Source organism: Novosphingobium sp. TK46, assembly GCF_055361525.1.
This window is the reverse complement of sequence record NZ_CM143963.1, coordinates 1,410,860-1,429,221: the sequence shown is the minus strand read 5'-3', so window position 1 is coordinate 1,429,221 and position 18,362 is coordinate 1,410,860. Positions and strand designations below refer to the sequence as shown.

The 18,362-nt window shown below is 66.9% G+C and carries 19 protein-coding genes; 11 read left to right on the top strand and 8 right to left on the bottom strand.

Annotated elements, in window-relative coordinates; translation table 11 throughout:
- Window positions 1-262: 262 nt before the first annotated feature.
- The 11 genes from gmd (at window position 263) to ACXJ1Z_RS06760 (ending at window position 11,450) form a co-directional block, all read left to right on the top strand.
- Entirely contained in the window at window positions 263-1,327 is a 1,065-nt protein-coding gene (gene gmd, locus ACXJ1Z_RS06810; protein ID WP_463780530.1) for a GDP-mannose 4,6-dehydratase, read from the top strand.
- A gap of 16 nt (window positions 1,328-1,343) precedes the next feature.
- Window positions 1,344-2,306, top strand: coding sequence for a GDP-L-fucose synthase (gene fcl / locus ACXJ1Z_RS06805; RefSeq protein WP_463780529.1), 963 nt, complete (start codon window positions 1,344-1,346; stop codon window positions 2,304-2,306).
- Window positions 2,303-3,523 (top strand): WcaI family glycosyltransferase, encoded by a 1,221-nt coding sequence (locus ACXJ1Z_RS06800; RefSeq protein ID WP_463780528.1) that lies wholly within the window; start codon window positions 2,303-2,305, stop codon window positions 3,521-3,523. The genes fcl and ACXJ1Z_RS06800 overlap by 4 nt, the downstream gene beginning before the upstream one ends.
- Window positions 3,524-3,626: 103 nt before the next feature.
- On the top strand, window positions 3,627-3,965 hold the full coding sequence (locus ACXJ1Z_RS06795; RefSeq protein WP_463780526.1) for a spike base protein, RCAP_Rcc01079 family: 339 nt from the start codon (window positions 3,627-3,629) through the stop codon (window positions 3,963-3,965).
- Window positions 3,966-3,978: 13 nt separating this feature from the next.
- Complete coding sequence (locus ACXJ1Z_RS06790; RefSeq protein ID WP_463780524.1) at window positions 3,979-5,376, top strand: SGNH/GDSL hydrolase family protein; 1,398 nt, start codon at window positions 3,979-3,981, stop codon at window positions 5,374-5,376.
- A complete protein-coding gene (locus ACXJ1Z_RS06785; RefSeq protein WP_463780522.1) occupies window positions 5,373-6,548 on the top strand; it encodes a glycosyltransferase in 1,176 nt (391 codons plus the stop codon). Before ACXJ1Z_RS06790 ends, ACXJ1Z_RS06785 begins: the two co-directional genes overlap by 4 nt.
- Window positions 6,541-7,149: an LbetaH domain-containing protein gene (locus ACXJ1Z_RS06780; RefSeq protein ID WP_463780520.1), complete on the top strand. Its 609-nt coding sequence runs from the start codon at window positions 6,541-6,543 to the stop codon at window positions 7,147-7,149. The genes ACXJ1Z_RS06785 and ACXJ1Z_RS06780 overlap by 8 nt, the downstream gene beginning before the upstream one ends.
- Window positions 7,146-8,126 (top strand): glycosyltransferase family 2 protein, encoded by a 981-nt coding sequence (locus ACXJ1Z_RS06775; protein ID WP_463780518.1) that lies wholly within the window; start codon window positions 7,146-7,148, stop codon window positions 8,124-8,126. Before ACXJ1Z_RS06780 ends, ACXJ1Z_RS06775 begins: the two co-directional genes overlap by 4 nt.
- Window positions 8,123-8,743, top strand: coding sequence for an LbetaH domain-containing protein (locus ACXJ1Z_RS06770; protein WP_463780517.1), 621 nt, complete (start codon window positions 8,123-8,125; stop codon window positions 8,741-8,743). Before ACXJ1Z_RS06775 ends, ACXJ1Z_RS06770 begins: the two co-directional genes overlap by 4 nt.
- On the top strand, window positions 8,740-10,089 hold the full coding sequence (locus ACXJ1Z_RS06765) for a hypothetical protein (RefSeq protein ID WP_463780515.1): 1,350 nt from the start codon (window positions 8,740-8,742) through the stop codon (window positions 10,087-10,089). The genes ACXJ1Z_RS06770 and ACXJ1Z_RS06765 overlap by 4 nt, the downstream gene beginning before the upstream one ends.
- The gene (locus ACXJ1Z_RS06760; RefSeq protein WP_463780514.1) at window positions 10,086-11,450 is read left to right on the top strand and encodes a lipopolysaccharide biosynthesis protein; all 1,365 of its coding nucleotides are present in this window, start codon (window positions 10,086-10,088) and stop codon (window positions 11,448-11,450) included. The genes ACXJ1Z_RS06765 and ACXJ1Z_RS06760 overlap by 4 nt, the downstream gene beginning before the upstream one ends.
- 49 nt (window positions 11,451-11,499) lie before the next feature.
- Here the strand turns inward: ACXJ1Z_RS06760 and ACXJ1Z_RS06755 are convergent, their stop codons facing one another.
- The 8 genes from ACXJ1Z_RS06755 to ACXJ1Z_RS06720 form a co-directional block, all read right to left on the bottom strand.
- On the bottom strand, window positions 11,500-12,006 hold the full coding sequence (locus ACXJ1Z_RS06755; RefSeq protein WP_463780512.1) for a hypothetical protein: 507 nt from the start codon (window positions 12,004-12,006) through the stop codon (window positions 11,500-11,502).
- A 109-nt stretch (window positions 12,007-12,115) separates the two neighbouring features.
- The gene (locus tag ACXJ1Z_RS06750; protein ID WP_463780511.1) at window positions 12,116-12,964 is read right to left on the bottom strand and encodes a flagellar motor protein MotB; all 849 of its coding nucleotides are present in this window, start codon (window positions 12,962-12,964) and stop codon (window positions 12,116-12,118) included.
- A gap of 1 nt (window position 12,965) precedes the next feature.
- Window positions 12,966-13,829, bottom strand: coding sequence for a flagellar motor stator protein MotA (gene motA, locus ACXJ1Z_RS06745; protein ID WP_463780509.1), 864 nt, complete (start codon window positions 13,827-13,829; stop codon window positions 12,966-12,968).
- Between the two features lie 110 nt (window positions 13,830-13,939).
- Window positions 13,940-14,863 (bottom strand): flagellin N-terminal helical domain-containing protein, encoded by a 924-nt coding sequence (locus ACXJ1Z_RS06740; protein ID WP_463780508.1) that lies wholly within the window; start codon window positions 14,861-14,863, stop codon window positions 13,940-13,942.
- Window positions 14,864-14,870: 7 nt separating this feature from the next.
- On the bottom strand, window positions 14,871-16,208 hold the full coding sequence (gene flgK, locus ACXJ1Z_RS06735; protein ID WP_463780506.1) for a flagellar hook-associated protein FlgK: 1,338 nt from the start codon (window positions 16,206-16,208) through the stop codon (window positions 14,871-14,873).
- Window positions 16,209-16,211: 3 nt separating this feature from the next.
- Complete coding sequence (locus ACXJ1Z_RS06730) at window positions 16,212-16,553, bottom strand: rod-binding protein (protein WP_463780505.1); 342 nt, start codon at window positions 16,551-16,553, stop codon at window positions 16,212-16,214.
- Window positions 16,550-17,665 carry a flagellar basal body P-ring protein FlgI gene (locus ACXJ1Z_RS06725; protein WP_463780503.1) on the bottom strand — a complete coding sequence of 372 codons (1,116 nt, stop codon included), beginning with the start codon at window positions 17,663-17,665 and terminating at the stop codon, window positions 16,550-16,552. Before ACXJ1Z_RS06725 ends, ACXJ1Z_RS06730 begins: the two co-directional genes overlap by 4 nt.
- Window positions 17,665-18,357 carry a flagellar basal body L-ring protein FlgH gene (locus tag ACXJ1Z_RS06720; RefSeq protein WP_463781186.1) on the bottom strand — a complete coding sequence of 231 codons (693 nt, stop codon included), beginning with the start codon at window positions 18,355-18,357 and terminating at the stop codon, window positions 17,665-17,667. Before ACXJ1Z_RS06720 ends, ACXJ1Z_RS06725 begins: the two co-directional genes overlap by 1 nt.
- Between the last annotated feature and the right edge of the window lie 5 nt (window positions 18,358-18,362).

Sequence of the window (18,362 nt, the reverse complement as noted above, 5' to 3'; positions counted from 1 at the left end):
AAGGCTGCTACGCTCGGTGGACGCCGAGCTTAAGTTACAACGCTGTAACAAGAATAACCAAATCTTAAATTGCGGGTAACCCTGGGCTGTGATCTAAACGCCTTGGGCGCAGTAATCATCATCATCATCTTATATACGTGACAAGCCTTTCGGTATCGGTATTTCGCCGAGCCGTTTTGTCTTGTCCTGTGCGTAGTTTTGGCTCCAGAAGTAAGCTTGCTTCCTGGATCGCATCGACTTGTCCACCTTACCAGGAGCGAACATGACCAGGAATGTTGCATTGATTACTGGCGTTACTGGTCAGGACGGCGCCTATCTGTCGGAGTTTCTGCTTGAGAAAGGCTATGAAGTTCATGGCATCAAGCGACGTGCAAGTTCGTTCAATACCGGGCGCATCGAAACGATGTACCAGGACCCACACACCGAAGGTGCGCGGTTTCATCTCCACCATGGCGATCTGACCGACTCGTCGAACCTGATCCGCATCGTCCAGCAGGTGCAGCCGACCGAGATCTACAATCTGGCCGCGCAAAGTCATGTGCAGGTCAGCTTCGAGACGCCCGAGTATACCGCAAATGCTGACGGCATCGGCACGCTGCGACTCCTGGAAGCCATCCGTATCCTGAAGTTGGAGCAGAGCACGCGGTTCTACCAGGCATCGACTTCGGAAATGTATGGGCTGGTGCAGGAAGTGCCGCAGCGCGAAACGACACCGTTCTATCCCCGCTCTCCTTATGGGGTCGCCAAACTCTACGGGTTCTGGATGGTCGTCAACTACCGAGAGGCTTACGGGCTGCATGCGTCGAACGGCATTCTGTTCAATCACGAAAGCCCGCTTCGTGGCGAGACCTTCGTGACGCGCAAGATCACGCGGGGCGTGGCGGCGATCAAGCTGGGGCGGCAGGACCGACTGTATCTCGGCAACCTCGATGCCAAGCGTGATTGGGGGCATGCCCGCGATTACGTACGCGGCATGTGGATGATCCTGCAGCAGGACGAACCGGACGATTTCGTGCTGGCCACAGGCGAAACGACCCAAGTGCGCAAGTTCGTCGAGTGGGCGTTCGAAGATGTCGACATCAGCCTGGAGTGGGATGGGCGCGATGCCGACGAGAAGGGGTATTGCCGCCGCACGGGCAAGTGCCTTGTCGAAGTCGACCCACGCTATTTCCGCCCCACCGAAGTCGATTTGCTGATCGGCGATCCCAGCAAGGCAAAGCAGCGTCTGGGCTGGAGCCATGAGACTCCGGTGCGAGAACTGGTGCGCGAAATGGTGACCGCCGACCTTGCCCTCATGCGCCATGCGCCGATCGGCAAAGGTGCCTGAAAAGGAAGACTGCGCAATGAATGAAGCGATTTTTACGCTTGCTGGCAAGCGCGTGTTCGTTGCCGGTCATCGCGGCATGGTGGGCTCGGCGATCGTCCGGCGCCTCGCTGGCGAGGACTGTACGATCATCACCGCAGACCGGGCCCGTCTCGATCTTCGGGAACAAGGCGCGGTGCGATCGTGGTTTGCCGATCATCGTCCCGAGGTGGTGTTCCTTGCCGCTGCGAAGGTCGGCGGCATACTGGCGAACGACAGCTACCCTGCGGATTTCCTGGCCGATAATCTCTCGATCGCCACCAACGTCATCGATGCGGCGCACCGCAGCGGCGTCAGCAAGCTGTTGTTTCTGGGGTCGAGCTGCATCTATCCTCGCCTCGCCGCACAGCCGATCGTCGAAGAGGCGCTGCTGTCGGGCCCGCTCGAAGCCACCAACGAATGGTACGCGATCGCCAAGATCGCCGGCGTCAAGTTATGCCAGGCTTATCGCCGCCAGCATGGTTGCGATTTCATCTCCGCGATGCCCACCAACCTCTACGGCCCTGGCGACAACTTCGATCTGACATCAAGCCACGTCCTTCCCGCAATGATGCGCAAAGCGCATGAGGCGATGGTCACTGGGGCAAATGGCATCACCATCTGGGGCACGGGCAAGCCGCGTCGCGAGTTTCTGCATGTGGACGATCTGGCAGACGCCTGCGTTTTCCTGATGCAGCGTCATTCGGACGAGATGCACGTCAATGTCGGGTCGGGCGCGGACATCGCGATCGCCGATCTCGCGCGTCTGGTTTGCGACGTTATCGGCTATAACGGCGAGATCTGGCATGACCTCGACAAGCCGGACGGTACGCCGCGCAAGCTGATGTCGGGGGCGCGGCTCGCGGCACTTGGCTGGCAGCCGCGGATCGGCCTGCGTGAAGGGATTGCCTCGGCGTACCAGGCATTCCTGCGGACGCTGGACGTTCAGGCGCAAGCGGCGTGAACGTCCTGATCCTGGGCTTGAACTACGCGCCCGAGCCGGTCGGCATCGGGCCGTACACCACCGGCATGGCCGAGGCGCTGGTCGGCGCCGGGCATCGCGTGTCGGTGGTTTGCGCCAAGCCCTATTACCCCTACTGGCATGTCGAGCCCGCTTTTCGCGGACCGCGCGCCCGCCGTGGCGTCGAAGGCGGTGCGCGGGTGATCCGCTTGCCGATCTACGTCCCGCGCGAACCCAGCGGGGCGCGCCGGTTGGCGCATCACGCAAGCTTCGCCTTGCGCGCCTTTCCGGCATTGCTGGCCGAGGCGCGGCGGCAGCGGCCCGACGTGGTGATCGCGATCGCGCCGTCGTTGCTGTCCGCCGCGATCGCGCGCGCGGTCGCCCGTTTGCTGGGCGCGAAATTGTGGCTGCATGTGCAGGATTTCGAGGTTGATGCCGCCTTCGCCACCGGGCTGCTGCGCGATGGGGGCCTGCTGTCGCGCGCCGCGCGCCGGTTCGAGCAGTGGTCGCTCAAGGCCGACCGGGTGAGCACGATTTCGCCGCAGATGTGTGCAAGGCTGGCGCGGCGTGGCGTGGCGGCGGCGAAGATCGTCGAGTTTCGCAACTGGGCGACGCTGGATGGCATCGTGCCCTCGGCTGGCGGATCGGGTTATCGGCAGGACTGGGGCATCGATCGGCCGCATGTCGCGGTGTATTCCGGCGCGATCGGCAACAAGCAGGGGATCGAACTGATCGTCGAGGCGGCGCGCCAATTGCAGCACCGCCACGACCTCACGTTCGTGATATGTGGCGATGGCCCCCATCGCGGTCGCCTTGCCGATCTCGCCGCCGGGCTCGACAACATCCAGTTCCGGCCGCTGCAGCCTGCCGAGCGACTGGGCGAACTGCTCGCGCTCGCCAGTGTGCATCTGCTGCCGCAGATCGCCGGCGCCGCCGACCTGCTGTTGCCGTCCAAGCTAACGAACATGCTGGCCTCGGGGCGTCCGGTCGTGACCACCGCGCTGGCGGACACCGGCATCGCGCGTGAAGTCGAGGGCTGCGGCCTCGTTGTCGAGCCGGGTGACGCAGCCTCGTTCGCGCGCGCCATCACCCGCCTGCTCGACGAACCCGCGCTGTGCGCCGCGATGGGCGCGAACGCCGCGCGACGCGCCCAGGAGCGCTGGAGCCGCGGACAAATCCTGCATCGTTTCGAGCGGCAGCTGAGCGAGCTGGCCGCCTGATCATGCCAGCCTGTTCGCAATTTGTTCTTTCCTACACGCCTGACTTGCGCATAGTTTTCCGGCTCCCAACGCTGCGGGTGATTCCCGCGATCAGGAGCCGCCGATGACCATCCAGATCACCGCCCCTGCCGCCTATGTGCCGCAGACCGCCATCGCCTTCGCCGCGCCCGAAGGCGCCGCGCTCGTCTCGATCGACACGCCGCTGCCGATCAGCGAGCCGTCGTACCGGGGCGCCGCGCCGATCGCGCTGGACGCCGTGATCCCGCCGCCGCGCGCCATCGCGGTGATCGCGCAAGGCGCCGGTGCGGTCGCGTTTCGCTTCGCCGATGCCAGTGCGATCACCGTGCCGGTCGCCCCCGGGCTGACGATCCTGCCGTTTGCGGCGACGCAGATCCTGGCGAGCGGCACCACTGCCGCCGCTTCGTTTCACGCGCTGGTCTGAGGAAGGACGTTCGATGCTTGCCGTCATGCTCCCATCCGCCAGCCCGCGCGACCTTGCCAACCAGCGCCTGCTCGATCGCGTGCGCCGCGCCGCCGCCAAAGCCGCGCTGGCCAATCCACGAATTTCCGGCGTGCATCCGGCCCCGCCGACCATCACCGACAACGGTCCGAACAGTCCCACGATCACCGCCGCCAATCCCTATGGCTGCAACGCCGTCAGCCGTGGCGTGTGGCATGTGGTCGGCGGGCGTTATGGCAGCGGTGGGCGGATCACGGCGGCGGTGCTCGATGCGGTCCCGACCGACGTCAACACGTACGCCCGCTGGGAGGTGATGGCGGACAGCCGCTACTTCACCGCGCGCCTCGGCCCGACGACGGTGCCGTATCGCTTCATCGTCGACGGCCGATACGTCTCGCTGGCGGGGACCGTGCTGGCGACGACGACCGGCAACATCGACCAGTACCTGACGCTCGACCTCGGCACGCGCGCGGTCCGCCGCATCACGGTCGAGGCGATGCGCAGTGGGCGATTGGCCGGTGGCTTCGTCGAGGATGGTGCGGCGTTGTGGCCGATCGATGCCAGCGAGGCGCCGCACGCGGTGTTTCTGGGCGACAGCTACGTGTTCGGCTCCGGCCCCGATCTTGGCGCGGATGGAGTCGCGGTGCAGATGGCCGATCGCATGGGCCTCGCACTACAGGCGAGCGGTTCGGGCGGCACCGGCTGGAACCAGACCGCGACCGGGGTCTATCGCTTCGATCAGCGCATCGGCAACGGCGACCTGGCACTTGGCTACCACCCACCAGAGCTGATCTTCCTGCATGCCTCGGTCAACGATGCCTATGCCGGGCAGAACGGCGCGACGGTGCAGGCCAACGCGCTGGCGGGCCTGAAAGCGGCGCGTGCGCAGTATCCGACGGTACCGATCATCGTGTTCGGTTGCATCGCCGCGCCGAACCGGACGGCGGCGCAAGTGGCGCTGGCCGAGACGAGCGTGGCCGCCGCCGTTGCCGCCTTCGCCGATCCGCTGTGCCGGTTCGTGCCGGTGGATGGCGATCCCACCGGCAAATGGGTCACCGGGTTGGGTTCGGAACTGCGCTTCACCGGTCCGATCGCGGGCGCGACCACCGCCACGCTCGCCGCGCCCTGGCCGGCGGGGACGTCGGCGAGCGCTTACACGATCCTGTTCTCGGACGGTTCCATCCGGCTCGCCAGCCTGACGCAGAACGGTACTGCGGTCAGCTGGACCGGCGCGGTCACCGCCGGCGCCTCTGCGATGGTGCGCCAGACCGAAGGCAACGCCCGCTTCGTGATGAACGCGGACTGGATCCACCCTAGCAACCATGGCGCTGCCTATCTTGGCGAACGCTATGCCCGCAGCGCCCTGGCGGCGCTGGAAGCGATCCTGAAATGAACACGGCGGCCGGGCATGAGGACGAACGCGGCCCCGGCGCACGCATGCGCGTCGCGGTGGTCTATCACGCCTGGCCGCACTACCGCCAAGCCGTCATGCAGGCGATGGATCGCAGCGGCGCCATCGCCTATGACTTCTTCGGTAGCGGCGATGCGCTGGAAGGCGTGCTCCATGCCGATGTCGGCGCAGTCACGCGCTTCGTGCGCGCGCCGTTCCGCCGCTGGGGCAAGCTGCTGTGGCAGCCCGGCGCGGTGCGGGCGGCGCGCGATGGCCGCTATCAGGCGATTATCCTGCTGGCCGATCCCAACTTCGCCTCGACGTGGGTGGCCGCCGCGATCGCGCGGGTCCGGCGCGTGCCGGTGCTGTTCTGGGGACATGGCTGGCTGCGTCCCGAAAGCGAAGCGAAGCGCGCGGTGCGCCGGGCCTATTTCGGCCTCGCGCACCGCTTTCTCGTCTATGCCGAGCGGGGCAAGCGGCTGGGCGTCGCCGCCGGATATGCGGCTGAGCGGATAACGGTAGTCTATAACAGTCTCGACGTCGCGCGCGCGGACGCGGTGATTGCCGGGATCGAGAGCGCCTCGGCATCCCTGGCAAGGCCGCAGACGCTGTTCGCCGATCCCGCGCGGCCCTTGTTGATCTGCACCGCCCGGCTCACCGCGAAGTGCCGCTTCGACCTGCTGCTGGCGGCGGCGGCGCTGCTGGCCAGGCGCGGAGTGCCGGTCAACGTGCTGCTGGTGGGGGATGGCCCAGAACGCGGGACGCTCGAACGACAGGCGGCGCAACTTGGCGTCGCTGCGCTTTTTCATGGCGCGTGCCATGACGAGGCGATCGTCGGCCCGATGATCTACCATGCCGACCTGACGGTTTCGCCCGGCAAGATCGGCCTCACCGCGATGCACAGCCTGATGTACGGCACGCCCGCCATCACGCACGGCGACTTCGACGCGCAGATGCCGGAGGTCGAGGCGATCGAGCCGGGTCGGACCGGCGCGTTCTTTCGCTGCGACGATGCGGCGGACCTTGCCGCCACGATCGCGCATTGGCTCGAGACCGCACCGGCGCGCGCGCAAGTGCGTGCCGTCGCGCGGGAAGCGATCCGGCGCAAATGGACGCCGCACGCGCAGGCCGAGATCATCGAGCAGGCCGTGCTGGAGGTGGCAGGTCATGGCTGATCGTACGCTCCTGGCGTCGCTTCCCGCACCCGATCGCGCCAGCGAGGCGATGATCGCACGCTGCCGCCGCGAAGTCGAAGGGCGCGGCAAGGCCATGGTCCGCGCCCTGCTGCTGCCGCTTCTGCGCCGCCGGTGGCGCCTGGCCGAACTGGGCGAGGGATTTCAGTGGGGGCGCGGGCTGATCGTCGGCGCGGGTAGCCGGATCGGGCGTTTCGCCTATCTCGGCCCCGGCTTCGCCAGTCATGGGCCGGTCGTCGTCGGCGATTTGTGCATGATCGCGGCGGGCTGTCGGATCGTCGGCGCCGACCACCTGATCGATCGCGCCGGCACCCCGACCCGTCTCGGCTGGCCCGACGAGCCGCGCCAGGTGACGATCTTCGGCGCGGATGCCTGGATCGGCGAACGGGTGACCATACGCGAAGGCGTGACCATCGGCGCCGGCGCGGTGGTCGGTTCGGCGGCAACCGTGGTGCGCGACGTCGCGCCCTATACCATCGTCGCGGGCACCCCGGCGCGGGTGGTGCGCGACCGGTTCGCGGCCGAGCACCTCGCCCTGCACGATGCGGCGGTCCGAGGCGCATCGTGCGAGCAGGCGGCATGACGGCGGTGCTGGCGCACGACAAGGCGCGGATCGTCGCGGCGCCCTCCTCCTCGGTCCGACCGGGGTTCGTGGCCGGCGTGACCACGGTCATCCTCACCTTCGACGAGGAGATCCACATCGCCCGCGCCATCGCCAGCGCCCGCGCCTTTTCGCACGAAGTGCTGGTCGTCGACTCGTTCTCGCGCGATGCCACCGTCGAGATCGCGCGCAGCCTGGGCGCGCGGGTGGTGCAGAACGCCTGGGTCAATTACGCGCGGCAGTTCCGCTTCGCGCTCGACGAATGTGGCATCGCTACCGAATGGGTGCTGCGCCTCGACGCCGACGAGCGGATCGGCGACGATCTGGCCGCAACCTTGCGCGACACGCTGCCACGATTGCCGCGCGACGTGACCGGGGTGATGCTCAACCGCCGCCACGTCTTCATGGGCCGCTGGATCCGCCACGGCGGTCGTTATCCGCTGCAGCTTTTGCGGTTGTGGCGCAACGGGCTGGGCGAGGTCGAAGACCGCTGGATGGACGAACACGTTCGCCTGCGCGAGGGGCGCAGTATCGCGCTGCCCGGCGAATTCGCCGACGAGTGCGAGCGCGACATCGCCTTCTTCGTCACCAAGCACAACAGCTATGCCACGCGCGAGGCGATCGATGTGCTGGCCCGCAGGCACGGCCTGTTCACGCAAGCCGACCTGACCGACGAAGGGAGTGGCCGACAGGCGCGGACCAAGCGCCTTGCCAAGGAGCGGATCTACAACCGCCTGCCGTTCGGCGTCGGGCCGCTGGCCTATTTCCTGTACCGCTACATTCTGCAGCGCGGTTTCCTGGATGGACGCGCCGGCCTGATCTATCATGTCATGCAAGGCTTCTGGTACCGCTTCCTCGTCGACGTCCGGGTGGTGGAACTGGAACGGGCGATGCGCGGCTGCGATACCCGCGAGGCGCGTCTTGCCGCCTTGCGCGATGCCACCGGGCTGAAGCTGTGAAGCCCGCCGCCTCGCCGATCCTCGATGCTCGCCGGGCTGCGCCGCGTGACGGCGGCGCCAGCTTCACGCTGCGTTCGCGGCTGGTGCGCGCGCTGTTCGTGGTGTGCTGGACCGTGCTTGCGGCCTGGACGCCGCCACCGTTGCGCGGCTGGCGGCGGCTGATCCTGCGCGCGTTCGGGGCGACGATGGGGAAGGGCGCCAACGTCTATGCCAGCGTGCGCATCTGGCATCCGGCGCTCCTCGTCATGGGCGATCACGCCACGCTGGGCCCGCGGGTGAACTGCTACAACCAGGCGACGATCACGCTGGGCGATTACGCCGTGGTGTCTCAGGACGCGAGCCTGTGCGCGGGCACGCACGACTACGAGGATCGCGACTTTCAGCTGCGCACGCGACCGATCACGCTTGGCGCGCATTGTTGGGTAGCGGCCGAGGCGTTCGTCGGTCCCGGCGTTGCCGTCGGCGCCTACGCGGTGCTGGGTGCGCGGGGCGTGGCGATGCGCGATCTGGAGGCGGGCGTGGTCCACGCCGGCAATCCGGCCATGGCGGTGAAGCGGCGGCGGCTGGGACCGCCGGACGTGCGATCGGTCGATCGCCAAGGGGCGGACAAACTGTGATCGCCCTCTTCGTCTGGTATTTCTTCATCGTCGGCGTCGCCATCAACGTGGCGATGTTCATGCGGATGGATCTGATCCGGCTCGACTTTCTGGACGGCATCCTGATCGGCCAGGCTTACTACATCATCGTGCCGTTGTTCGTCTTCCTGATCGAGGGGCGCACGCAGATGCCGGACGTTTCGCTGACGTACGAACCCTACGCCGATCTTGCGACCACGAGCATGCTCGTCTCCGGCATGTACCTGTTCCCGTTCCTGCGCATCGTGTGTCCCCGGATTCCGCGCGGTGCCCACGACACCAGCGATTCCGCACTGGTTTCGACCGTGATGCTGCTGTTCGTGATGACCGCGTCGCTGTCGTTCCTGCTCAGCGGTCTCGCGCAGGGCGGGCACTGGCAGGCCAATCTCGATGGCGCGTTCGAAAATCCGCTGTTCCTGCCGATCAAATATGCCGCCAATGTCCTGCGCAACGCCGTTTTCGCGGTGCTGCTGTATTGCGCGGCGACCGGGCGCATCACCATGGCGCGCGCGATCGGGATGGGCGTCGCCTTCGTCGTCATCGACCTGCTGACCACGTTCAACCGCATCACCGGGGTGTACCTGCTGATCATGGTCTTGCTGCTGCTGAAACGATATCCCTGGCGCATGGTGATGGCGGGGGCGGCCAGCCTGTGGAATATCTCGGCTTTCAGCATGCTGTGGCCGGCATTCAGGGGGCTGGCGACGGCGCAGGGCTATTCGTTCGCATCGTTCGTGCAGGCCTGGGAAATCGCCCGGCGCGCGCAGCGCTTCGATGCCGGGACGCTCGACGCGTCGCTGAACGGTGTCTTCGAATCCTCGAACATCGTGGTGCTGAACTGGATCGTCGAGAATTATGGCACGACCGCGCGGCCGTTCCTGTCGTTCGCGATGTTCGCGCGCCCCGTCACCCTGTTGCTGCCGGGATCCTTGTGGCCCGATCGTCCGCAGAACTTCGGCCTCGCGCTGGGAGAAGGCATCGCGCAACTGCCGTCGCTGGCGCTCAACTCCACGCTGTACGGCGAAAGCTATGCCAACTTCGGCTGGTTCTGGCCGCTGGGGCTGAGTGCGTTCGTGCTGCTGTGGCACGGCATCTACCGCCTGATCGCACCCGAAGCGCGCGTGGTGCAGATGATGGGGGCATTCGCCGCCATCGCGATGTGGCGGTTCGACGCCTCGTTCATCGGCTGTGCCGCGCTGCTGACCGGCGCGATCGTGTTCGGGCGCCGGGCGATACGCGCCCGCTCGGCAAGGCCGGCACCCGTGGCAGGTCTGCTGACCGATGAACGCGCTGGCCGGAGCGTCGCTCGGGCAAGGCGCCTGCGATGATCCGCAGGATCGCGGCGGGGATCGGCATGACCGCGTTCGACAAGCTGGTCGTTGCCGGAACCCAGCTCGCGCTGGTGCCGATCCTGGCGAGCCGCTGGGGGCTGCCGCTCTATGGTCAATGGCTGCTCCTGGCGACCTTGCCCCAGTTCCTGAGCATGAGCGACTTCGGTTTCGCCACCGCGGCCGGCACCCGCATGACGATGGCTGCCGCACAGGGTAAGCGCGACGAGGCGATCCGTATCTTCCAAAGCGCCTGGCGTGCGATCCTGCTCAGCAGCGCGGTGATGATCGCACTTGCTCTGGCGGCAGCATGGCTGACGCCCGACAGCGTGTTCGGCGCCGCGCCCGCTGCGCCCGTGGCGGACCTGCGGATGACGCTGGCGATCCTCGCGCTTTATGGCGTGATCGCGGTGCAAGGCAGCATCTTCTTCGCAGGGTTTCGGGCGGCGCAACTGTTCCCGGTCGGCGCCTTCTGGAACGCGATGGTGCTGTTGATCGAGAACGGGGCGCTGGTGGGTACCGTGCTGCTGGGCGGCGGGATCGTCGCGGCGGCGACGGCCTGGCTGGCGGGTCGGTTGCTCGGCCTCGCCGGACAGAACTGGCTGCTGCGGCGCCGCGTGCCGTGGCTGCCGATCGGCCTGGCACAAGGCAGTTGGGCCGAAGCACGAGCGCTGCTGGCGCCGGCGGGCGCGGTGATGCTGCTGCCGATCGCACAGGCGCTGGTGCTGCAAGGGATGGCGCTGGTCGTGGGCGCGGCAGCCGGGCGCGCCGCGGTCCCGGCGTTCGCGGCGGCGCGCACGCTGTCGCGCGTGGGCATGCAGCTGTGCTGGGTGGTGAGCACGCCACTGATGCCCGAGTTCTCCGCCGCGCTGGCCCGGCGCGACGGTATGCGCATGGCGGCGATGATCGGTGCGACGCTGCTGATCTCGGCGGTGCTGGTCGTGCCCTATGCGCTGATGTTCATGGGACTGGGCACCACGATGATCGGCTTGTGGACCCACGGCGCGATCGTGGTTCCCCAGTCGCTCGCGGTTGTCTTCGGGTTCACCGTGCTGCTGGGAGGCATCTGGTATCCGCTGTCGAACCTCATCCTCGCGAGCAACCGGCAGGCGGGCTATACGACCTGGTATGTCGCACTCGCGGTGCTGTCTTTGCCGATCGGCTACGCGCTGGCCGCCCGGTTCGGCGCCAGCGGCGCGGCCGCCGCGATGGTTGCGCTTGATCTTGCGATGCTGATGATCGTCGGACGGCTGGCGTACCGGATCTTCGGCGCGCAGATAGACCCGCGCGCGGCATTATCGGTCGCGCAGGCTCGCGCGACCGCGGTTGTGCGCCTGCGCCGCAAACCGAGCTCTCAATAGATCACGAGCCGCGCGCCCTCGGGCTCGCCGTCTATGCAGTACGTTATGCTCAGGATGCCACTGGCTTCGTCCAGCATCGAGCCGGACGCGAGATATTCTCACCATCGCCGTTCCACTCCCCGCGCACGGCCGCACCCGCGCGCCATTGCGCTTCGGTCATCGCTGCCCGGTTATCCGTAGTCCAAAACATGCCGTTGGGATTGCTGCCGGAATCGATTACGCGGTAAATCTTGATGGCTTCGGGCAAATCAACGGCTTCGGGATAGGACTTGAACGTCTGCATCTGATTTTCCGGAATGTCCGACCAACCCGGTTTGCTCATCGTGCCATTTGGCGCCACGAAGCTTGGCGCGCTGTCTCTCGCGCAAGGTCTTGCCATCCGGCGGTTGTCGCCAGGCTTGCTGGCATTGGACCGGGTGCCATATTCGACAGGCTCGGCATCATGGTCAGCACGCTCGACCATGGATTGCTCAAGATCGAGCCGCCTGAGCTGCGCCAGCTGCTGATGGCGGCGGATGGCACCTGGACCCTGGACGAGGTGGCGCAGGCCGGGCACGGCATCCCGCCGGCGACGTGGAGGCCGCGCTTACCGCCTCGGCCCGGCGTGCGTTGTTGTCGCACCAGGCCGGCGCCGCGAGCGGGGTGGCGCCTGCCCCGCCGCGCGCCTAGTCGAGCAGCAGGATCGAGATGCGGCGGTTGCGCGGATCCGAGGGATCGGCGGGGATCAGCAGTTCGCGATCGGCGACGCCTTCGATACGGTTGAAGCGTTTTTCGACGATCCCGTCGCGCAGCAGCGCCTGCCGCGTCGCCTCGGCGCGCCCGGCCGAAAGCGACCAGTTGTTGCCGGGTACGCCGTCGCGCCAGGGCAGGGCATCGGTGTGGCCGCGGATCGTCAGCGCGCCGGCATCGTCGCCGACCGCCTGCGCGATCGCGACCAGCAGCTCGCTCGCCTGCGGGGTCAGGATCGTGGTGCCGACCCGGAACATCGAGAAGTTGGCATCGTCGACCAGATCGATCCGCACGCCTTCGGTGGTATCGACCATGCGCACCTGACGAGCCAGCTTGCGCAGGGCATCGGTGGACTTGAGCTTCTGTTCCAGCGCCGCCTTGGCGCGCGCGGTGCGCTTGATCTTGGAGCCGCCCTCTTTGGGGCCGCCGGTCGCGTCGCGCGGGATGGTCAATGTCTTGGTGCCGGTCTGCCCGGCGCGATGGGGATACTTGTCGGGCGCGGTCAGGGAGTCGCCGCCGAGCAGGCCGTTGGCCGAACCGGCGCTGCCTTCCTTGGTCTTGACCAGGGTGGGCGTGAAGTAGTCGGCAATGCCCTGGCGCTGCTTTTCGGTCGTGGCGCCCAGGATCCACAGCAGCAGGAAGAACGCCATCATCGCGGTGACGAAATCGGCATAGGCGACCTTCCAGGCGCCGCCGTGATGCCCGCCCGCGACGATCGTCACCTTCTTGACGATGATCGGAGCCGGCAGTTCGTTCTTGCCGGACTTGGCAGCGGCCGAGGCCATGTCAGCGCGCCCGCATCGCGTCGAGCAGTTCGGACAGCCCGGGGCGGAAGGCATGGCCCAGGCCCGACCGCGCGCTTTCCACCACCAGCGGCTGCGGATAGCCATGGAGGCTGGCGATCACGACCTGCTTCACCGCGTGAAAGATCATCTCGTCCTGCTCGATGATCTGCTTGAGGCGGCCGGCCATCGGCGCGACGATGCCATACGCCAGCAACACGCCCATGAAGGTGCCAACCAGCGCCGAACCGATCATTCCGCCCAAGATCGAGGGTGGCTTGTCGATCGAGCCCATCGTCTTCACCACGCCGAGCACGGCGGCGACGATACCCAGCGCAGGCAACGCGTCGGCCAAAGTCTGCAGCGCGTGCTGTGGCTCGTGCATCTCGTGGAAGATGGTCTTCATGCCGTTGTCCATCACTTCCTCGACCGCATGGGTTTCCAGCGTGCCGGACGAGACGACGATCAGCGTCAGCGTGTCGCAGATCAGCGCGATGAGCGGCTTGTTGGACAGCAGCCGGGGAAATTCGGCGAAGATTGCCGAGGATGCCGGATCCGTGACATGCGATTCCAGCGCCACCGGGCCTTCGGAACGCAGCAGCTTCATCAGCCGGCTCGTCAACACGATGGCATCGACATGATCCTGCTTGTTGTGCTTGGGGCCCTTGAAGATCTTGGCGAACGAACCGCCAAGGCCCTTCAGTTCGTGCATCGAGTTGCCGGTCACGATCGCGCCCAGCGCCGCGCCGCCGATGATCAGCATCTCGTGCGGGATCGCGTGCATGACAGGGCCGAGCGCACCGCCGGTGAGGGCGAAACCGCCGAACACCATCACCAGCAGGATGACTACTCCGATTGCAGCAAACATCGTTCAAAAACCCCAGAGTACCAAAGTACGGCGTGCCAAAGTACGGCGTGCCAAAGTGCGGCGAGACTTTGTGCGGCGAAAGTCGATCGCCGCGATCGCGATGCAGCCGATCAGTTCAGCTGATTGAACAGGCTGAGCTGCGACATCTTGGTGAAGCTGGCCTGGCTCGCCTGCAGTACGGTCGCCAGTTCCTGCAGCTTGGCGTACGAATTCGCGATATCGATACCGCCGATGGAGGATTCCTCGCTGGCCCGCGTGTCCTCCATGTTGGCGCGACGATCGGTGGTCAGCTCGATCCAGGCGAGCCGCGTGCCCACCACGGTCTGCCCGGTCGATACCGTGTCCAATCCGGTGGTCAGCGCATCGAGCGCGCCGCGCGCGGCACTCGCGGGATCGGCCACGCCGCCCTGCAGCGCATCGGCCAGCGACTTGATCGTCGCCATCAGGTCGGTCGGCTGGCCATTGACGTTGAAGTTCAGGAACTCGGGCCCGGTCATCGAGCGGGTGACCGTCTGGCCATCGCCGAGGGGCAGCTCGCTGGTTCGCGCGGTGCCGGTATAGACCGCGTTGCCATTGGCATCCAGCGTATAGGCGGTGGATGCGTTCTCGCCCCCGAACAGCGCGTTGCCGTTGGAATCGCGGGTGTTGACGAGACCGACGATGGTACCGTGGATCGCTTCCATCTGCGTGCCGATGGCAGCGCGCTGTTCCTTGGTCAGCGTCCCCGACGCGGCTTGCGTCGCCAGCACCTTGGCCTGGGCGATGGCATTGGTGATGTCCGACATCGTCGAATCGGCCAGGTTGAGGTCGGCGGTGGCGCGATCGGCGTTGGCGGTGTCGATCTTCGACAGTGAGTCCGCCCGCGCCAGGTTGCGCAGCCGCGAGGCGGCGACCGGATCGTCGGACGACTTGGTCAGCCGGCTCTGCGAGCCGATCTGGTCCTGCAGCTTCTCGGCCTGCGTGCGCAGGGACGTCATGTCGCTGCGCGCGCGGTTGTAGAAGGCGGCGGTGCTGTTGCTCAGGATGGTGGTCATGATCGCCTCACCGGATGTTCAGGAGTGTGTCGAACAGATCGTTGGCGACCTGGATCACCCGGCCCGATGCCGAGAACGCCTGCTGGAAGCGGATCAGGTTGACCGCCTCCTGGTCGAGATCGACGCCGGATTGCTCCGACAGCGCGATGCTGGCGCTGTCCGCGATCGAGGCGAGCGCGTCGCGCGTGACGGTCCGTCCGGCGACGGCGCTCGATACATCGAACAGCACGGCATCGAGACCGCCCGAAGGATTTGCGGCGCCAAGCGCGTTGCGCAAGGTGGTGAGGTTGCCGGGATCGCGACTCTTGGCTGCGGCGCCGGCCGGCGCGGTGGCGATCTTGCCGCCATCGTTGGTCGCCATCGCGATATCGGCGGCATTGGTGCCCGAAAACAGCGCCTCGCCGGGGGTTCCCTGCAGGTCGACGCCCGAGCCTTGCGCACCGTTTACCGCGTTGATGATGTTGGTGGCGATCGTGTCGATCTTGCCGCGGGTGTCGGCCAGCTGCACCAGCGCCTGGCTCTTGCCCGCCAATGCGCCGGCGGCGGGGGTGACCGCTGCACCGTCCAGCGTGAACCCGATCGTGCCATTGGCGGCGGTCGTCATCGTCAGGGTCGCGGGGGTCTGGCCGCTCAGCAGCACCGGGCCGGTGGCGCCGCCGATGCGCACTTCCACGGTCTTGTCGGCGGCGTAGGTGGTGGTGATGTCGAGCTGGCCGCTCATCTTCTGCAGCAACGAATCACGCTGGTCGAGCAGCGTCGACTGCGCGGCCGAGCCATCGGTGGTGCGACCCAGGCGCGCATTGACGCGGGCGAGTTCGCCGGTCAGCAGGTTTACCTGGTCGACGCCGTCCTGCGCCTCGAAGCGCATGCCCTTGCCCGCGGCATCGAGGCTGCCGGCGGTGACGTTCAGCGTGCTGGCCAGCGTGCGGCCGCTTTCGATCACCGATGCCCGCAGCGAGCCGTCGGTGGGATCCGAGACCAGTCGCTGCAGCGATCCCTCAAACGCGACCGACGCCTTGTAGACGCCGCTCTGCTCGACCGCCGCTTCGATGTTTTCCAGCCCCTGCACCTCGGTCGAGGCGCGGGCCGCGTCGGCGCCGGTGCGGCGGGCCTCGATCTGGCGGAAAATGTCGGCATTGCGCACGATCCCGCTGACCCGCACGCCCGCCAGCGTGGTGCTGCCGACGCCGCCAATCGAGCCCGACGCCGCAACCTCGCTCAGCTCGGTCGAGCGGCGGACGTAGCCCTCGGTCGAGGCATTGGCGATGTTCTGCGCGGTGACGTCGAGCGCGGCGCGTGCCGCGCGCGTGCCGCTGCGGGCGATGGCGAGCATATCGGAGGACATGGCTTATTCGGTCCCTCCGGACTTGGTGGCAGGCGTCGTCGGGGCGGCTTGCTCCGACGGCAGGAAACGAGCGATCTGTGCCTCGATCTTGGCGGCGAAACCCAGCGCGCCGGTTTGCGAGGCGATGTCGGCGAAGTTGTTGTCCTGCATCTCGCGGAAGGTATCGAGCGCGCTGCCACCGGTGAGGTCGTTGCCGCCGAAATCTGTCTTGCGCGCCGCGGCCAGCATCTGGCGCACGAAGATCGCCTCGAACTGCTTGGCCGTGGCCGACAGCTTCTCGCGGTCGGTCTTGGCGGCGAGGCCCAGTTTGGTGGTGGCAAGGTTCGTGGTGGTAACGCTCGTCATATCACCACCATCTCCGCTTTGAGCGCGCCGGCCTGCTTCAACGCTTCAAGGATCGCCACCAGGTCGGACGGGGTGACGCCCAGCATGTTGAGCGCGTCGACGATCTTGCTCAGCGACGCGCCGGGCTGGAACATCATCACCTTGCGGTTCTCTTCCTCGACCGTGATCTTCGAGCTTTGCTCCACGGCGGTGCGGCCACGGCTGAACGGCGCGGGCTGGACCACGGTGGGCTTCTCGTCGATGCGGACCACCAGCTTGCCGTGGCTGATTGCGGCGGGCGACACGCGCACCGCGCTGTTGATCACGACGGTGCCGGTGCGGCTGTTGACGATCACGCGGGCGGGCGTCTCGGCCGGATCGACGTTGATCATCTCGATCGCTGCCATAAGGCTGGCGCGGGTGTCGGCGGCCGGTGGCAGGCGCAGCGACAGCGAGACGCCGTCGGTGATCGTGGCGGTGCCGGGCAGCTTGGAATTGATCGCGTCGCGCACGCGGCTCGCGGTCAGGAAGTCGGCGGTGAACAGGTTCCAACTCAGGTCCGCGCCGTTGTCGAACCCGGTGGCGACCGCGCGTTCGACGCTGCCGCCATCGGCGATGCGGCCGACGGTGGGGATGTTGATGGTGACGTTCGAGCCGTCACGGCCGCCGACGTCGAGACCGCCGACCGCCAGGTTGCCCTGCGCCATCGCGTAGATCTGGCCGTCCGCGCCATACAGCGGCGTCATGATGAGCGCGCCACCGCGCAGGGACTTGGCCTTGCCGATGGTGGAGACGGTTACGTCGATGCGCTGGCCGGGCTTGGCGAAGGCGGGCAGGTCGGCTGTGATCATCACTGCCGCCGCGTTCTTGAGGCCCGGCTGCACGCCCGGCGGCAGGGTGAAGCCCATGCGGCCCGACACGCCCTTCATCGCCTGCGTGACATAGGCGAGGTTGTCGTCGCCGGTGCCGGGCAGGCCGACGACGACGCCGTAGCCGGTCAGCTGGTTGGAGCGCACGCCCTGGAACTGGCCGAGATCGCGCACCCGCTCGGCATGAGCCGTGCCGACCGCGAACGGGGTGACGATCAGCAGCGCACACAGGGCGGCGGTGAAGGCTTGGAGCAGCTTGCGCATCAGAAGGGGGAGATCACGTTGAAGAAGCGGCCAAGCCAGCCTTGCTTGCTGGCCTGCTGGAGCGCGCCCTTGCCCGAATACTGCGCGTGGACGTCGGCGATGCGTGTGGACAGGACGATGTTGTCGGCATCGATGTCGACCAGACGCACGATGCCCGAGAATCGGACCCATTCGTCGCCTTGGCTGACAACCATCTGCTTTTCACCCCTGACTAGCGCTGTGCCGTTCGGACGGACTTCGACGATGGTGACGGCCAGCGTGGAACTCAGGCTGCTCGTTTGGGCCGCACTGCCCTGTCCATTGAACGACGAAGTGGACGAGGCATTAAGGGCGTTAGGGTTAAGAAACGACAGCGGCCCCGACGTCGGCGGCGTGATCGAGGCGCCGCCGCCCTTGTTGCTTTTGGAATTCACCGCCTTGGCGGCCGTGGTCGTTTCGACCAGCCGGATCGTCAGCGGATCGCCGACCCGGCGTGCACGGTTGCCTTCGTACAACCCGGCATAGCCAAGGTTGGCCTGGAAGATCGAACCGTTGGCGATCGGCAGCGGCGCCTCATAGGGAAGCGTCGGCTCGTAGCCCGAAGGCTTGGGCGCCTTCTTGGCGGCGGCGGGGTCGGGCAGCGCGGCGCTGATCGCGGCGGCGGCGGCAACCGCGCCGGCCATGCGCAACATTCCACGAAGCTGGGCGGGCATGGTGA

Bases quoted from the DNA above. Each gene is read 5' to 3' on its own strand.
- ACXJ1Z_RS06780 (WP_463780520.1), top strand. From the start codon at position 6,541: ATGGCTGATCGTACGCTCCTGGCGTCGCTTCCCGCACCCGATCGCGCC.
- fcl (WP_463780529.1), top strand. From the start codon at position 1,344: ATGAATGAAGCGATTTTTACGCTTGCTGGCAAGCGCGTGTTCGTTGCC.
- ACXJ1Z_RS06775 (WP_463780518.1), top strand. From the start codon at position 7,146: ATGACGGCGGTGCTGGCGCACGACAAGGCGCGGATCGTCGCGGCGCCC.
- ACXJ1Z_RS06790 (WP_463780524.1), top strand. From the start codon at position 3,979: ATGCTTGCCGTCATGCTCCCATCCGCCAGCCCGCGCGACCTTGCCAAC.
- ACXJ1Z_RS06740 (WP_463780508.1), bottom strand. From the start codon at position 14,863: ATGACCACCATCCTGAGCAACAGCACCGCCGCCTTCTACAACCGCGCG.
- ACXJ1Z_RS06720 (WP_463781186.1), bottom strand. From the start codon at position 18,357: ATGCCCGCCCAGCTTCGTGGAATGTTGCGCATGGCCGGCGCGGTTGCC.
- ACXJ1Z_RS06725 (WP_463780503.1), bottom strand. From the start codon at position 17,665: ATGCGCAAGCTGCTCCAAGCCTTCACCGCCGCCCTGTGTGCGCTGCTG.
- motA (WP_463780509.1), bottom strand. From the start codon at position 13,829: ATGTTTGCTGCAATCGGAGTAGTCATCCTGCTGGTGATGGTGTTCGGC.
- ACXJ1Z_RS06760 (WP_463780514.1), top strand. From the start codon at position 10,086: ATGATCCGCAGGATCGCGGCGGGGATCGGCATGACCGCGTTCGACAAG.
- ACXJ1Z_RS06750 (WP_463780511.1), bottom strand. From the start codon at position 12,964: ATGGCCTCGGCCGCTGCCAAGTCCGGCAAGAACGAACTGCCGGCTCCG.
- ACXJ1Z_RS06730 (WP_463780505.1), bottom strand. From the start codon at position 16,553: ATGACGAGCGTTACCACCACGAACCTTGCCACCACCAAACTGGGCCTC.
- ACXJ1Z_RS06785 (WP_463780522.1), top strand. From the start codon at position 5,373: ATGAACACGGCGGCCGGGCATGAGGACGAACGCGGCCCCGGCGCACGC.
- flgK (WP_463780506.1), bottom strand. From the start codon at position 16,208: ATGTCCTCCGATATGCTCGCCATCGCCCGCAGCGGCACGCGCGCGGCA.
- gmd (WP_463780530.1), top strand. From the start codon at position 263: ATGACCAGGAATGTTGCATTGATTACTGGCGTTACTGGTCAGGACGGC.
- ACXJ1Z_RS06795 (WP_463780526.1), top strand. From the start codon at position 3,627: ATGACCATCCAGATCACCGCCCCTGCCGCCTATGTGCCGCAGACCGCC.